Origin of the sequence: Streptomyces sp. RK62 (assembly GCF_018070255.1) — a bacterium.
Classification (GTDB): Bacteria; Actinomycetota; Actinomycetes; order Streptomycetales; family Streptomycetaceae; genus Streptomyces; species Streptomyces nigra.
Genome location: NZ_JAGPYD010000008.1, coordinates 203,405 through 217,724, shown reverse-complemented (window position 1 = coordinate 217,724; position 14,320 = coordinate 203,405). Strand labels below are relative to the sequence as shown.

The following is a 14,320-nucleotide window of genomic DNA, read 5'->3' as shown; positions in this document are numbered from 1 at the left end:
GCAAAGGGAAGGGTGGCCGCCATGCGCTACCGGCTCACGTTCGTCGTCGGACTCGCCGTCGGTTACGTGCTCGGCACTCGCGCCGGACGCGAGCGCTACGAGCAGCTCAAGAAGACGGCCCGGGAGATCTCGCACAACCCGGCGGTGCGCAACACCGCCGAGACGGCGGCCCAGCAGGGCCGGGTCTTCGCGGGCAAGGCGTATCACACGGTCAGCGACAAGGTCGGGGACCGCGTTCCCGCGTCCGTCGCCGATCGCGTCCGCAACCTCCGCGAACGCAGCGCCCACAACGGAGGCGCCGAGGACGACTGGGGCACCAGCAACACCTGAGCGGCCCGCGGCCCGAGCAGGCGCCGCCCTGCGGCACAATTTGGCCTATGGGGATAGTCGCCGGGTTGGACAGTTCGCCCGATTTCACTCGCATCGTCGTCTGTGACACGGACTCGGGCGCCGTGCTCAGGCAGGGTTATGCCCCGCACCCGGTGGAGTCGCCGGACGGTGCGCGCCCCTCCGACGTCGACCCGCAGGCGTGGCTGCTCTCCCTCGGCGAGGCCGCCGGCGGCGGCCTCCTCGAGGGCGTCCAGGCCATCGGCGTGTCCGCGCAGCAGAACGCGTTGGTGCCGGTCGACGCGCAGGGCAACACCGTGCGTCCCGCGATGGTCGGCGGCGACAAGCGGGCCCAGGTCGCGGCGGCCGACCTGATCGACGCGCTCGGCGGGCGCGAGGCGTGGGCGCAGGCGGTGGGGTGCGTGCCGCAGGCGGCGCAGCCGGTCACCAAGCTGCGCTGGCTCGCCAAGACCGAGCCGGAGCACGCGGCGCGCACCGCCGTCCTGCTGCAGGCCCACGACTGGCTGGTGTGGCAGCTGCTGGGCCGGCCGGTGCGCCGTACGACCGACCGGGGCGGGGCCTCCTCCACCGGCTACTGGTCGGCGGCGGGCGGCGTCTACCGCTCCGATCTGGTGGAGCTGGCGCTCGGCCACCCGGCGATGCTCCCGGAGGTGATCGGCCCCTCCCAGGCGGCCGGTACGACCCCGGAGGGGCTGCTGATCTCCGCCGGGACCGGCGAGACCATGGCCGCCGCGTTCGGGCTCGGCATCGGACTGGGCGACGCGGTCGTCTCGCTCGGCGCGTCCGGGTCCGTGATGGCCGTCCACCCCGAGGCGCTCATGGACGGCTCCGGGATGATCACCTCGCTGGCCGACGCGACCGGTATGCATCTGCCGGTCGTCACCACGCTCAACGCGGTGCGCACCCTGCGCGGCACCGCCGAACTCCTCTCGCTGCCCGACCTGGAGAGCCTGTCCGACCTGGCGATGAAGTCGACGCCGGGAGCCCACGGTCTGGTGCTGCTCCCCTATCTGGAGGGTGAGCGGACCCCGAACCTGCCGCACACCGCGGGCACCCTGTCGGGGCTGCGCCGGGAGTCGATGAAGCCGGAGCATCTGGCGCGGGCCGCGTTCGAGGGCATGCTGTGCGGGCTCGCGGACGCGCTGGACGTGCTGCGCGGCCGGGGTGTCGAGGTGCGCCGGGTCTTCCTCCTCGGGGCGGCCGCCGAGCTGCCGGCCGTGCAGGCGGCGGCGCCGTCGCTGTTCGGCGCGCAGGTCGTCGTCCCGCAGCCCGCGGACTACGCGGCGATCGGTGCCGCGCGGCAGGCGGCGTGGGCGCTGGGCGCCACCCAGGGCACCCTCGACCCGCGGACCCCGCCGCTCTGGCAGGGCCCGGCGGCGCAGGTGCTGGACCCCGGCGACGAGCTGGCGGTCGGCCAGGCGGTGCGCCAGCAGTACGTGTCGGTGCGCGAGCAGACGCATCCCGGGGCGTTCCGGTAGCGGGCCGGGCGGGGGGCGGAAGGTAAGAGACCGGTAGGAAGCCGTACCCATAAGGCCGTACGGAGCGGCGCCGACGGCTTAATCGGTTGAGGTAACGCGGCGGGAGTGTCGGACGATAGGGGCCAGGGGCAACCAAGCCCGCGCCCCGTCGCCGACCCGACCACTGCGAGAGAAGCAGCGTGCTCATACGACTCCTGCGGACCTACCTCAGGCCCTACCGCCGTTCCATCGGCTGGCTGGTGCTGCTGCAGTTCCTGCAGACCTGCGCCACCCTCTATCTGCCCACCCTGAACGCCGACATCATCGACAAGGGCGTCGTCAACGGCGACACCGGCTACATCATGTCCTTCGGGGCGCTGATGATCGGCATCTCGCTGGTGCAGGTGGTGTGCAACGTCGGTGCCGTGTACTACGGCGCCCGGACCGCCTCGGCGCTGGGGCGGGACGTACGGGCCGCCGTCTTCGACCGGGTGCAGTCGTTCTCGGCGCGCGAGGTGGGCCAGTTCGGGGCGCCCTCGCTGATCACGCGGACCACGAACGACGTCCAGCAGGTGCAGATGCTGGCGCTGATGACGTTCACGCTCATGGTGTCGGCGCCCATCATGTGCGTCGGCGGGATCGTGCTGGCGCTCGGTCTCGACGTGCCGCTGTCGGCGGTGCTGGTCGCGGTGGTCCCGGTGCTCGGCATCTGTGTGACGCTGATCGTGCGCCGGCTGCGGCCGCTGTTCCGGGCCATGCAGGTGCGGCTGGACACGGTGAACCGCGTGCTGCGCGAGCAGATCAGCGGCAACCGGGTGATCCGCGCGTTCGTCCGTGACGAGTACGAGCAGCAGCGGTTCCGGAAGGCCAACACCGAGCTCACCGACATGGCGCTGGGCACCGGCCGGCTGCTCGCGCTGATGTTCCCGATCGTCATGACGGTGGTGAACCTGTCGTCCATCGCGGTGGTGTGGTTCGGCGCGCACCGGATCGACAGCGGCGGGATGCAGATCGGCGATCTGACGGCGTTCCTCGCCTATCTGATGCAGATCGTGATGTCCGTGATGATGGCCACCTTCATGTTCATGATGGTGCCGCGCGCCGAGGTGTGCGCCGAGCGCATCCAGGAGGTCCTGGACACCTCCTCCAGCGTGGTCCCGCCGAAGGCTCCGGTGACCGAGCTGCGCCGGCACGGGCATCTGGAGATCCGGGGCGCGGGCTTCCGCTATCCGGGCGCCGAGGAGCCGGTGCTGACGTCGATCGACCTGGAGGCCCGGCCCGGTGAGGTGACCGCCGTCATCGGCTCGACCGGCAGCGGCAAGTCGACCCTGCTGGGGCTGGTGCCCCGCCTGTTCGACGCGACGGAGGGCCGGGTCCTCGTGAACGGCGAGGACGTCAGCGGGCTCGACCCGCGGCTGCTCGCCCGCACCGTCGGCCTGGTGCCGCAGAAGCCGTACCTCTTCGCGGGCACGGTGGCCACGAACCTGCGGTACGGCAATCCGGACGCCACGGACGACGAGCTGTGGCACGCGCTGGAGGTGGCGCAGGCCAGGGAGTTCGTGGAGCGGCTGGAGGGCGGGCTGGACGCGCCGATCGCGCAGGGCGGCACGAACGTCTCCGGCGGGCAGCGGCAGCGTCTCGCGATCGCGCGGACGCTGGTGCAGCGCCCCGAGATCTATCTGTTCGACGACTCCTTCTCCGCCCTCGACTACGCCACGGACGCCGCGCTGCGCTCGGCGCTGTCGCGGGAGACCGCCGAGGCGACCGTCGTCATCGTCGCCCAGCGGGTGGCGACGATCCGGGACGCGGACCGGATCGTCGTGCTGGACGAGGGGCAGGTGGTCGGCACCGGCCGGCACCACGAGCTGATGGCGGACAACGAGACCTACCGGGAGATCGTGCTCTCCCAGCTGACGGAAGCGGAGGCCGCCTGATGGCCGGGCCCATGGGACGGATGATGGCCGGCGGCGGTCCCGACCAGCGTTCGCTGGACTTCAAGGGGTCGGGCCGCCGGCTCGTGGCGCGGTTCGCGCCGGAGCGGCTGACCATCTATGTGCTGCTGCTGTGCGTGGTGGTGAGCGTGGGTCTGTCGGTCGCCGGGCCGAAGATCCTCGGCAAGGCCACCGACCTGGTGTTCGCGGGCATCGTCGGGCGGCAGTTCGAGCCCGGGATGTCCAAGGAGCAGGTCCTCGCGGCGATGCGGGAGCGCGGTGACGGCCGGATCGCGGACATGCTGCGCAGCACCGACTTCACCCCCGGCCAGGGCATCGACTTCACGGCCGTGGGGAACGTCCTGCTGGTCGCGCTCGCGGTGTTCGCCGCCGCGGGTCTGCTGATGGCGGTGGCGACGCGGCTGGTGAACCGGGCCGTGAACCGCACGATGTACCGGATGCGCGAGGACGTGCAGACGAAGCTGTCGCGGCTGCCGCTGTCGTACTTCGACAAGCGGCAGCGCGGTGAGGTGCTGTCCCGGGCGACCAACGACATCGACAACATCGGGCAGACGCTGCAGCAGTCGATGGGCCAGCTGATCAACTCGGTGCTGACCATCATCGGTGTGCTGGCGGTGATGTTCTGGGTGTCGTGGCTGCTGGCGCTGGTCGCGCTGGTGACCGTGCCGCTGTCGTTCGTCGTCGCCACCCGGGTGGGCAAGCGGTCGCAGCCGCACTTCGTGCAGCAGTGGCGCACGACCGGCAAGCTCAACGCGCATGTCGAGGAGATGTACACCGGGCACACGCTGGTGAAGGTGTTCGGCCGGCAGGAGGAGTCGGCGCGGCAGTTCGCCGAGCAGAACGAGGCGCTGTACGAGGCCGGGTTCAAGGCCCAGTTCAACAGCGGGATCATGCAGCCGCTGATGCTGTTCGTGTCGAACCTCAACTATGTGCTGGTCGCGGTGGTCGGCGGGCTGCGGGTCGCGTCGGGCGCGCTGTCCATCGGCGATGTGCAGGCGTTCATCCAGTACTCGCGGCAGTTCTCGATGCCGCTGACGCAGGTCGCGTCCATGGCGAACCTCGTGCAGTCCGGGGTGGCGTCCGCCGAGCGGATCTTCGAGGTGCTGGACGCCGAGGAGCAGTCGGCGGACCCGGTACCGGGGGTGCGGCCGGAGGAGCTGCGCGGCCGGGTGGCGCTGGAGCACGTGTCCTTCCGGTACGAGCCGGACAAGCCGCTGATCGAGGATCTGTCGCTGACGGTGGAGCCCGGGCACACGGTCGCGATCGTCGGCCCGACCGGCGCCGGCAAGACGACGCTGGTCAATCTGCTGATGCGGTTCTACGACGTGTCGTCGGGCCGGATCACGCTGGACGGCGTCGACATCGCGCGGATGTCCCGGGACGAACTGCGGTCCGGGATCGGCATGGTGCTCCAGGACACGTGGCTGTTCGGCGGCACCATCGCGGAGAACATCGCGTACGGGGCGGCCCGGGACGTCACCCGGGGCGAGATCGAGGAGGCGGCGCGGGCCGCGCACGCCGACCGGTTCATCCGTACGCTGCCCGACGGGTACGACACGGTGATCGACGACGAGGGGTCGGGAGTCAGCGCGGGCGAGAAGCAGCTGATCACGATCGCGCGGGCGTTCCTGTCGGACCCGGTCATCCTGGTGCTGGACGAGGCGACGTCGTCCGTCGACACCCGGACCGAGGTGCTGATCCAGAAGGCGATGGCCAAACTGGCGCACGGGCGGACGTCGTTCGTCATCGCGCACCGGCTGTCGACGATCCGGGACGCGGACACCATCCTCGTCATGGAGAACGGCGCGATCGTCGAACAGGGCGCGCACGCCGAGCTGTTGACGGCTAACGGGGCCTACGCGCGCCTGTACAAGGCGCAGTTCGCGCAGGCGGTCGCGGAAGTGGACTAGGAGGCGGTCGGGGAGGGGCCGTCGCGGGACGGCCCCCTCTCAGTCCAGGTAGCCCCTGAGCTGGTCCGCGAACGCGTGGTCGCGCAGCTTGTTGAGGGTCTTGGACTCGATCTGGCGGATGCGTTCCCGGGTCACGCCGAAGATACGGCCTATCTCCTCCAGGGTGCGCGGGCGCCCGTCGGCGAGCCCGTACCGCAGCTGGACGACCTTGCGTTCGCGCTCGCCCAGCGTCGACAGCACCGCCTCCAGGTGCTCGCGCAGCAGCAGGAACGCCGCCGACTCCACCGGCGACGTGGCGTCGCCGTCCTCGATGAGGTCGCCGAGGGCGACGTCCTCCTCCTCGCCGACCGGGGCGTGCAGCGAGACGGGTTCCTGGGCGAGCCGCAGCACCTCGCTGACCCGCTCGGGCGGCAGGTCGAGATGGGCGGCGACCTCCTCCGGGGTGGGTTCGTAGCCGCGTTCCTGGAGCATGCGCCGCTGGACGCGGACGACCCGGTTGATCAGCTCGACCACGTGCACGGGCACCCGGATGGTGCGGGCCTGGTCGGCGAGGGCCCGGGACATGGCCTGCCGTATCCACCAGGTGGCGTACGTGGAGAACTTGTAGCCGCGGGCGTAGTCGAACTTCTCGACGGCGCGGATGAGTCCGAGGTTGCCCTCCTGCACGAGGTCGAGCATGGTCAGGCCGCGTCCGACGTACCGTTTGGCGACGGACACGACGAGCCGCAGATTGGCCTCGATGAGCCGCCGTTTGGCCATCCGGCCCATGACGACCAGCCGGTCCAGGTCCTGGGCGAGCCGGCTCTCCAGGTCGGGTGTGCGGGCGAGCTTCTCCTCGGCGAACAGGCCGGCCTCGACGCGCCGGGCGAGCTCGACCTCCTCGGCCGCGGTGAGCAGCGGGATACGGCCGATCTCCCGCAGGTACTGGCGGAACAGGTCGGAGGTGGGTCCGCTGGTGTCGGGGCGGACCCGGGCCGGGAGCGGTGCCTCGACCGGCTCGGTGGCGTCGTCGAGCGCCTCCGCGGGCGGGTCGGGCGGGCCCTGCGGCTCGCTCTCCGGGTGGTGCGCGACGCGGCTCTGCGGGGGGACCGCGGCGAGCACGCCGTCGTCCGCGTCCGGCGCCGCGCCGTCCGTACGGGTGTCGTTCTCGACGAGGGTCTGGGTCTGCACGGGGGCGACCTCCAGGGTGATCGCTGCCGAGGCGTACGGCAGCGCTGCTTCGAGGGCGGAGTCGGCGGCCTCGCCGCTGTCCGTCCCGTACGCGATGAGCGGAACCGCGGGGGTGTGGGATCCGTGGGGGACGGACCGGCCGCGCTCCGAGGACTCAGGCACCGCCCCCCAGTGTGGGGTACGACACATCACCGCCACGAGGGGCGTGCGGTGACTTTTTGCGTTCGGCTCGTGACCACGTGGTTATGACCGCGCGAAACCCTGATGCCCGTACTGAGCGGGCTCTGACACCATGCGACGGTGTCCGGATCTTTGTACGAAACCCATGTGACGGTGCGCTGCGCCGACGCGGCGGAGACCGGGCGGCTGCGCCGCTGGGCCGCCGCGGAGGGTCTGAAGCTCACCGTCATCGAACTGGCGCGCGGCCGTACGCCGTCGCAGCCGATGCTCACACTGACCGGCGCGCCCTCGCGGGCCACGGCGCGGGCGAGCGCGGAGGAGGTCGCGGCGCGGCTGCGGGCGGGCGGGTTCGTCCCGGTGCGCGTCAAGGTCGAGTCGGCGCCCTGGGCGCCGGAGGTGCCGGCCGGACCGTGCGGCGGCGGGCAGTACTTCGAGCACCATGTGAAGCTGCGGCTGCCCGCGGACACGGACCTCGGGGCGCTGGCCGCCCGGGTGGTGCCGTACGGCGCGCATCTGTCGTGGAACGCGCGGCGGACCGTCGGCGCCCGGCACGAGCGGTTCGTGACGCAGCGGTGCCGCGGGGTGGACGCCACCGGCGCCGGAGAGGAGCTGGAGCGGCTTCTGGGCGAACTGGCGGGGCTCGACGTGGTGGACGTGGAGCGGGAGTTCGTACTGTACGACAGCGATCTGTCCGTGGACGACGGCTGGATCGAGGAGCGTCCCGGACGGGCCGGGGACCTCATGACGGGGGAGGCACGGCGATGAGCGGGACCTGGCGGACGTGGGGGCTGTGGAGCGAGATGCCCCGCGAGGAGCTGGACGACGACACGCGGCGGGACAAGGATCTGCCGCTGACCCTGCGGACGGTGCCCGGTGAGGACGTCGCGCAGCGTCTGGTGTTCGACCCGGCCATGAAGCACCATCAGAACGCCTATCGCGCCACGGACCCGGCGTTCGCCGACCCCGAGCGCACGGACGCCTGGCGGGCGGCCCGGCGCCGGGCGCTGGACCTGGTCCTCACCGCGATCGCGGGGTCGCAGTGGGCCGACGCGCTGGTGCTGCGCGGCAGCGTGCTGATGTCCGTCTGGTTCGGCGAGGCCGCCCGGGAGCCCGGCGATCTGGATTTCGTCGTCGTGCCGGAGACCTGGCGGATGGAGGAGGAGCGCACCGCGCGGATGCTCGACGGGATCGCGCGGGCGGCGCAGGAGGCGTCCGGGGACGGTGTGCGGGTGTCGGCCGAGGGTGCCGCCGTGGAGGACATCTGGACCTATGAGCGGGTGCCGGGCCGCCGGATGGTGCTGCCGTGGAGCGCGCCGGGCCTGCCCGGGGGGCACGTCCAGCTCGACTTCGTCTTCAACGAGCGGCTGGCCGAGCCGCACCGGCCCGTGGAGCTGCCCGGCGGCGCGGTCGTCCAGGCGGCCACCCCTGCGCTGTCGCTGGCCTGGAAGCTGATGTGGCTGATCGACGACATGTACGCGCAGGGCAAGGATCTGTACGACGCGGTGCTGCTCGCCGAGCGGTACCCGCTGCCGTACGAGCTGCTGCACGAGGTGTTCCGGCTCTCGGGCGAGTGGCCCTACCCGTACCAGGAGTACGTCAGTTTCGACAACGTGGTGGAGGCGCTGAGGTTCGTCGAGTGGCGGCACTTCGTGACCGAGTATCCGCAGTACGCGGACGACGAGCGGGCGTTCGTGGAGCGGCTGAAGCGGGCGGTGGCGCCCACTTTCGCCGGGCGGTCAGAGGGCGGTGGCGCCGTGGGTGCGTAGGGCCTGGTCGTACTGCTGGAGGACCCACAGCTCGTTCTGCACGGCGGCGAGCTGGGCCGGGTCGCCGCCCGCGCCGAGGCGGGTCAGCTGGCTCTGGATGTCGCGGACGCGGCGCTCGACGGCGCGGCGGCGGACGGTGACGAGCTGTTCACCCGCGTAGTTCTCGTCGACGGTCCTGCGCATGATCGCCTCGACGGCGAGCTCGGTGACCATCGCCCGGACCTGGTCGTCGGGGGCGGCGTCCCGGACGCGGACCAGATACTCCTGCGGGTCCTGGATGCCGTACTCCGCGCCGCCCGCATCCATGATCGCCTGGCGGACGGCGGCGTAGGGGGCGGCGGTGAACTCGTCGACGCCGTACGCGTCGAACGCCGGGGAGACCAGCTCGGGGCGCTGGAGGGCGAGCTTGAGCAGCTCGCGCTCGGTGGCGTAGACGGGGTTGCGCAGGGTGAGGGCCGGGCCGGTGGCGCGGGGCCGGGGCGCTGCGTCGTACGGCTGCTGCTGGCGGGAGGAGGGGGCAGGGCCGCGGCCGCCGCGGTCGCGGGCCCAGCGGGCGAGCTGGGCGACCCGCTTGACCACGAACTGGGTGTCGAGGATGCCGAGCATGCCGGCGAGCTGGACGGCGACCTCGTGCTGCGCGCCGCTGTTCTTGATGCGGGCGACGATCGGGGCGGCCTCGTCCAGGGCGGCGGCGCGGCCCGCCGGGGTGTCGAGGTCGTAGCGGACGACGATCTGGCGGAGCGCGAACTCGAAGAGCGGCGTGCGCGGTTCGACCAGGTCGGCGACGGCGTCGTCGCCCTTGGCGAGGCGCAGCTCGCAGGGGTCCATGCCGTCGGGGGCGATCGCGATGTACGTCTCGGCGGCGAACTTCTGGTCGTCCTCGAAGGCGCGCAGGGCCGCCTTCTGGCCGGCCGCGTCACCGTCGAAGGTGAAGATCACACGGGCCGAGCCGTTGTCCATCAGGAGCCGGCGCAGGATCTTGATGTGGTCGCCGCCGAACGCGGTGCCGCAGGTCGCGATGGCCGTGGTGACCCCGGCGAGATGGCAGGCCATGACGTCGGTGTAGCCCTCGACGACGACCGCGCGGGACGCCTTGGCGATGTCCTTCTTGGCGAGGTCGATGCCGTACAGGACCTGGGACTTGCGGTAGATCGCCGTGTCGGGGGTGTTGAGGTACTTCGGGCCGTTGTCCGCCTCGTACAGCTTGCGGGCGCCGAAGCCGACGACGTCGCCGCCGATGTCGCGGATCGGCCACATCAGGCGGCCCCGGAAGCGGTCGATGGGGCCGCGGCGGCCCTCCTGGGCCAGGCCGGAGAGGATGATCTCCTTGTCGGTGAAGCCCTTGCCGCGCAGGAAGCGGGTGAGGTGGTCCCAGCCCTGCGGGCTGTAGCCGACGGAGAAGCGCTGGGCGGCGGCCTGGTCGAAGCCGCGCTCGGCGAGGAACTGGCGGCCGGTGTCGGCCTCCGGGCTGGTCGCCAGCTGCTCCATGTACCAGTCGGCGGCGATCTTGTGGGCCTCGACCAGACGGATGCGCTCGCCGCGCTGGTGGGAGGGGTTGTAGCCGCCCTCCTCGTAGCGCAGGGTGATGCCGGCCTGGGCGGCGAGGCGCTCGACGGCCTCGGAGAAGGAGAGGTGGTCCACCTTCATCACGAAGGTGATGGTGTCGCCGCCCTCCTGGCAGCCGAAGCAGTGGAAGAGACCCTTGCTGGGGCTGACCTGGAAGGACGGCGACTTCTCGTCGTGGAAGGGGCACAGCCCCTTCAGGTTCCCGCCGCCGGCGTTGCGCAGCTGGAGGTACTCGGAGACGACGGCGTCGATCGGGACCGCGTCCCGTACCGCCTTCACGTCGTCGTCGTTGATCCGTCCTGCCACGCGTGAATTCTACGGGGCCGGTCGGACACTCAAGGGATGAGGTCTTCGAGGGGAATGTGGGGGTTCGCCAGGTTCTCGGTGTCCACCCGGGCCCTGGAGCGGATCAGTTTCTGGATCGGTTCGGTCACGTCCCACACGTTGACGTTCATCCCGGCGAGCACCCGGCCCTCCTTCACCCAGAAGGCGATGAACTCGCGCTTCCCGGCGTCCCCGCGGATCACGACCTGGTCGTACGACCCGGCGGGCGCCCATCCGCTGTACTCCATCCCCAGGTCGTACTGGTCGGAGAAGAAGTAGGGCACGCGGTCGTAGACGACGTCCCGGCCGAGCATGGCGCGGGCCGCGGCCGGGCCCCCGTTGAGCGCGTTCGCCCAGTGCTCCACCCGCAGCCGGGTGCCGTACAGGGCGTGCGGGAAGGAGGCCACGTCCCCGGCGGCGTAGACGTCGGGGTCGGAGGTGCGCAGCCGCTCGTCCACCACGACGCCCCGGCCGTACGCGGCGTCGGCGATCTCCAGGCCGGCGGCCTCCGCGAGGGCGGTGCGCGGGGCGGCGCCGATGGCCGCGAGGACGTCGTGCGCCGGGTGCTCCTCGCCGTCGTCGGTACGGGCGGCCAGCACCATGCCGTCCTGCCCGACGATCTCGGTGAGCCGCCGCCCGAAGTGGAACCGCACCCCGTGCTCACGGTGCAGCTCGGCGAAGAGCGCGCCGAGCTCGGGGCCGAGCACGCCGTGCAGCGGGGTCGGCCCATGCTCGATCACGGTGACCTCGGCGCCGTACTCGCGGGCCGCCGCCGCGATCTCCAGGCCGATCCAGCCGGCGCCGGCGATCACCAGGTGGCCGTTGTCCCGGCCGAGGGAGGTCAGGACGCCTTTGAGACGCTCGGCGTGCGCGAGCCGGCGCAGATGGTGCACACCGGCCAGGTCGGTGCCGGGGATGTCCAGGCGGCGCGGCTCGGCGCCGGTCGCGAGGAGCAGCTTGTCGTAGTGGACGACGGTGCCGTCCTCGCCGAACCGGACCGTCTTCGCGGTGCGGTCGATGGCGTCGACGGTCTGGCCGAGGTGCAGCTCGATGTCGTTGCGCGCGTACCAGGCGGGTTCGTGCACGAAGACGGTGTCGCGCTCCTCCTTGCCGAGGACGTACCCCTTGGACAGCGGGGGCCGCTCGTAGGGGTGGTCGCGCTCGTCGCAGATCAGTATCACCCGCCCGGTGAAGCCCTCCGCGCGGAGTGTCTCGGCCGCCTTGGCGCCGGCCAGTCCGCCTCCGACGATGACGAATGTCTGATCCGCGTCGACCACTTCATGCCTCCTCGTAAGGTGCCGCCCCACGAGCGTCCCGCACGCAGCGTGATGCGGGAAGGGGGGGTGACCCGATCAGGCCACGCAGGGTCACTTTCGGGTGCCCGGGCGGGGGGTCAGGTCCGCCCGGCGAGCCGGGCGTGCAGGGCGCGCGCCGAGGCGTCCGTCAGGTTGGCGATCTGGTCGACGACGACGCGCTTGCGGGCCCGGTCGTCGCCGGCCGCGTCGAACAGCGCGCGGAACTGCGGGTCCAGTCCCTCGGGGGCGCGGGCGGTGAGCGCCTCGGCCAGTTCGGCGACGACGACCCGCTGGTCGGCGCGCAGCCGCTCCTGCTCGGCGCGCTGCATGACGTACCGGTCGGCGACGGCCTTGAGGACCGCGCACTCCATCCGGGCCGCCCGGGGCACGACGAGTTCGGCGGCGTACCGGGTGAGCCGTCCGCCGCCGTAGGCGGCACGCGTCGCGCCCTCGGCGGCCAGGCAGAACCGGCCGATGAGCTGGCTGGTGGCGTCCTTGAGGCGGGCCTGCGCGACGGCGGAGCCGTCGTAGCCGTGCGGCCACCAGGGTTCGTCCTGGAGCCGGTCGAGGGCGGCGGCCAGCTCCTCCGGGTCGGTGTCCGCGGGGACGTAGCGGCCGACGGCGACGGCGAAGACGGCCTGCCGCTCCGGCTCGGCGTGCAGATAGTTGGGGTCGATGTGACCGGCGTGCAGTCCGTCCTCGACGTCGTGCACGGAGTACGCCACGTCGTCGGCCCAGTCCATGACCTGGGCCTCGAAGGTGGTGCGGGTGCCGGGGGCGTCCTTGCGGATCCAGTCGAAGACGGGCCGGTCGTCCTCGTAGACGCCGAACTTCCGCGAGCGCGGGTTGGTGGGGTGGCCGCCGCGGGGCCACGGGTACTTGGTGGCGGCGTCGAGGGTGGCCCGGGTGAGGTTGAGGCCGACCGAGCCCTCCGGGGTGAACCGCTTGGGCTCGATCCGGGTGAGCAGCCGCAGGGACTGGGCGTTGCCCTCGAAACCGCCGCAGTCCTCGGCGAACTCGTTGAGGGCGACCTCGCCGTTGTGCCCGAAGGGGGGATGGCCGAGGTCGTGGGAGAGGCAGGCGGCCTCCACCAGATCGGGGTCGCAGCCGAGGGCCTCGCCGAGTTCCCGGCCGACCTGGGCGCACTCCAGGGAGTGGGTGAGGCGGGTACGGGGGCTGGGGTCCCAGGCGTTGGCGTGGGTGCCGGGGGTGACCACCTGTGTCTTGCCGGCGAGCCTGCGCAGCGCGGCCGAGTGCAGCACACGGGCGCGGTCCCGTTGAAAGGCCGTGCGCCCGGGGCGCTTGTCGGGTTCCGGGGCCCACCGTTCGACTGCCGACTCGTCGTAGTACATGCGTCGACAGTACGACCAGAGGGCGGGGTGGGGGCCGTCGGCGGGTCAGGCGGTGGCCAGTTCCCGTGTCGCTGCCGTCGAGGGGGTCGCGTGGTCGTAGCGGTGGAGGAGGAGGCGGGCCATGGCCGGGTGGGTGCCCAGGGGGGCCGAGGCGATCCAGGGGGCGTCCCCGGCGCACTGGGTCGCGAAGCGGCCGGGGGCGGTGAAGTACGACGCCACCGCGACCCGGGTTCGGCCGCGCGCGGCGAGCGCCGCGAGGGCGTCGGGGACGGACGGGGACGCGGTGGTGGCGTAGGCCGGGACGACGGGGACGCCGAGGCGGGCCGCGAGGAGGCGGGCCGTGCGGGAGGTGTCCAGCTTCGACTCGGGGTCGCGGGAGCCGGCCGCGGCGAGGACGACGGCGGTCCCGCGGCGGGTGGCCTCGTCCTCGGGGGTCTGCCAGCCGGCCTCGGTCAGGCGGGCGTGCAGGGCCTCGGCGAGCAGCGGGTGCGGGCCGAGCGCGCCGGCGAACCGGGCGCGGACCCGGGACGCGGCCGCCGTCTCGGGGATGTCCCGCTTGATGTGGTAGCCGCGGCCGAGGAGCAGCGGCACCAGGACCGCCTCGCGGTCGCCGAGGGCGGCGAGGGTGTCGGCGAGCGGGGGCTCGTTCAGCTCGATGTGCCCGAGGTGGACCGGCAGCCCGGGGCGCAGCGCCCGGACCTCGTCGAGCAGCGCGGTCACCGTCTCCAGGGCGCGCGGGTCGCGGCTGCCGTGGGCGACGACGACGAGCGCGGGGGGCTCGGGGCGGCGCCTGCCGTCGGGGCCGACGAGGCTGAGCTGGCGGGCGAGCTGGCTGCTGATCCGGTTCATGAGGTGCGCCGTACTGTCGAGGGGGGCCGTCGGGGACTGGTCGTGCACGGGGTTCGACGCCGTCATGGACCGATGGTGGCGGGGCGAGGTTGCTGTCCCGTTTCACGGCTATGACGGGTTCTTACGGCCGGTTCACGGTCGGGTCCCGGGC

General features: G+C 72.4%; 11 protein-coding genes. 6 read left to right on the top strand and 5 right to left on the bottom strand.

Annotation, left to right across the window (positions count from 1 at the left end; genetic code table 11):
* Positions 1 to 21 precede the first annotated feature (21 nt).
* The 4 genes from KBY32_RS17385 to KBY32_RS17370 all read left to right on the top strand — a co-directional run bounded on the left by KBY32_RS17385 (position 22) and on the right by KBY32_RS17370 (position 5,667).
* A complete protein-coding gene (locus tag KBY32_RS17385; RefSeq protein ID WP_055620812.1) occupies positions 22 to 330 on the top strand; it encodes a hypothetical protein in 309 nt (102 codons plus the stop codon).
* A gap of 47 nt (positions 331 to 377) precedes the next feature.
* Complete coding sequence (locus KBY32_RS17380) at positions 378 to 1,826, top strand: FGGY-family carbohydrate kinase (RefSeq protein ID WP_115508707.1); 1,449 nt, start codon at positions 378 to 380, stop codon at positions 1,824 to 1,826.
* Between the two features lie 179 nt (positions 1,827 to 2,005).
* Positions 2,006 to 3,739: an ABC transporter ATP-binding protein gene (locus KBY32_RS17375; protein WP_055620814.1), complete on the top strand. Its 1,734-nt coding sequence runs from the start codon at positions 2,006 to 2,008 to the stop codon at positions 3,737 to 3,739.
* Positions 3,739 to 5,667, top strand: a complete 1,929-nt coding sequence (locus KBY32_RS17370; protein ID WP_055620815.1) for an ABC transporter ATP-binding protein — start codon at positions 3,739 to 3,741, stop codon at positions 5,665 to 5,667. The genes KBY32_RS17375 and KBY32_RS17370 overlap by 1 nt, the downstream gene beginning before the upstream one ends.
* A gap of 39 nt (positions 5,668 to 5,706) precedes the next feature.
* Here the strand turns inward: KBY32_RS17370 and KBY32_RS17365 are convergent, their stop codons facing one another.
* Positions 5,707 to 6,999, bottom strand: a complete 1,293-nt coding sequence (locus KBY32_RS17365) for an RNA polymerase sigma factor (RefSeq protein WP_108706744.1) — start codon at positions 6,997 to 6,999, stop codon at positions 5,707 to 5,709.
* A 138-nt stretch (positions 7,000 to 7,137) separates the two neighbouring features.
* On the opposite strand from KBY32_RS17365, the gene KBY32_RS17360 reads away from it, so the two are divergent.
* Together KBY32_RS17360 and KBY32_RS17355 are read left to right on the top strand one after the other, a co-directional pair.
* The gene (locus tag KBY32_RS17360; protein WP_210980683.1) at positions 7,138 to 7,782 is read left to right on the top strand and encodes a hypothetical protein; all 645 of its coding nucleotides are present in this window, start codon (positions 7,138 to 7,140) and stop codon (positions 7,780 to 7,782) included.
* A complete protein-coding gene (locus tag KBY32_RS17355) occupies positions 7,779 to 8,783 on the top strand; it encodes a nucleotidyl transferase AbiEii/AbiGii toxin family protein (protein ID WP_210980682.1) in 1,005 nt (334 codons plus the stop codon). The genes KBY32_RS17360 and KBY32_RS17355 overlap by 4 nt, the downstream gene beginning before the upstream one ends.
* On the opposite strand, the gene dnaG is transcribed toward KBY32_RS17355, so the two are convergent.
* The 4 genes from dnaG to KBY32_RS17335 all read right to left on the bottom strand — a co-directional run bounded on the left by dnaG (position 8,754) and on the right by KBY32_RS17335 (position 14,235).
* The gene (gene dnaG, locus KBY32_RS17350; RefSeq protein ID WP_210980681.1) at positions 8,754 to 10,655 is read right to left on the bottom strand and encodes a DNA primase; all 1,902 of its coding nucleotides are present in this window, start codon (positions 10,653 to 10,655) and stop codon (positions 8,754 to 8,756) included. The genes KBY32_RS17355 and dnaG overlap by 30 nt on opposite strands.
* Positions 10,656 to 10,684: 29 nt before the next feature.
* Positions 10,685 to 11,950 (bottom strand): FAD-dependent oxidoreductase, encoded by a 1,266-nt coding sequence (locus KBY32_RS17345; RefSeq protein ID WP_210980680.1) that lies wholly within the window; start codon positions 11,948 to 11,950, stop codon positions 10,685 to 10,687.
* Positions 11,951 to 12,066: 116 nt separating this feature from the next.
* Complete coding sequence (locus tag KBY32_RS17340; RefSeq protein WP_210980679.1) at positions 12,067 to 13,320, bottom strand: deoxyguanosinetriphosphate triphosphohydrolase; 1,254 nt, start codon at positions 13,318 to 13,320, stop codon at positions 12,067 to 12,069.
* Positions 13,321 to 13,365: 45 nt separating this feature from the next.
* Positions 13,366 to 14,235 carry a sirohydrochlorin chelatase gene (locus tag KBY32_RS17335; protein WP_210980678.1) on the bottom strand — a complete coding sequence of 290 codons (870 nt, stop codon included), beginning with the start codon at positions 14,233 to 14,235 and terminating at the stop codon, positions 13,366 to 13,368.
* Positions 14,236 to 14,320: the final 85 nt, after the last annotated feature.

Bases quoted from the DNA above. Each gene is read 5' to 3' on its own strand.
- KBY32_RS17370 (WP_055620815.1), top strand. From the start codon at position 3,739: ATGGCCGGGCCCATGGGACGGATGATGGCCGGCGGCGGTCCCGACCAG.
- KBY32_RS17380 (WP_115508707.1), top strand. From the start codon at position 378: ATGGGGATAGTCGCCGGGTTGGACAGTTCGCCCGATTTCACTCGCATC.
- KBY32_RS17335 (WP_210980678.1), bottom strand. From the start codon at position 14,235: ATGACGGCGTCGAACCCCGTGCACGACCAGTCCCCGACGGCCCCCCTC.
- KBY32_RS17340 (WP_210980679.1), bottom strand. From the start codon at position 13,320: ATGTACTACGACGAGTCGGCAGTCGAACGGTGGGCCCCGGAACCCGAC.
- KBY32_RS17355 (WP_210980682.1), top strand. From the start codon at position 7,779: ATGAGCGGGACCTGGCGGACGTGGGGGCTGTGGAGCGAGATGCCCCGC.
- KBY32_RS17385 (WP_055620812.1), top strand. From the start codon at position 22: ATGCGCTACCGGCTCACGTTCGTCGTCGGACTCGCCGTCGGTTACGTG.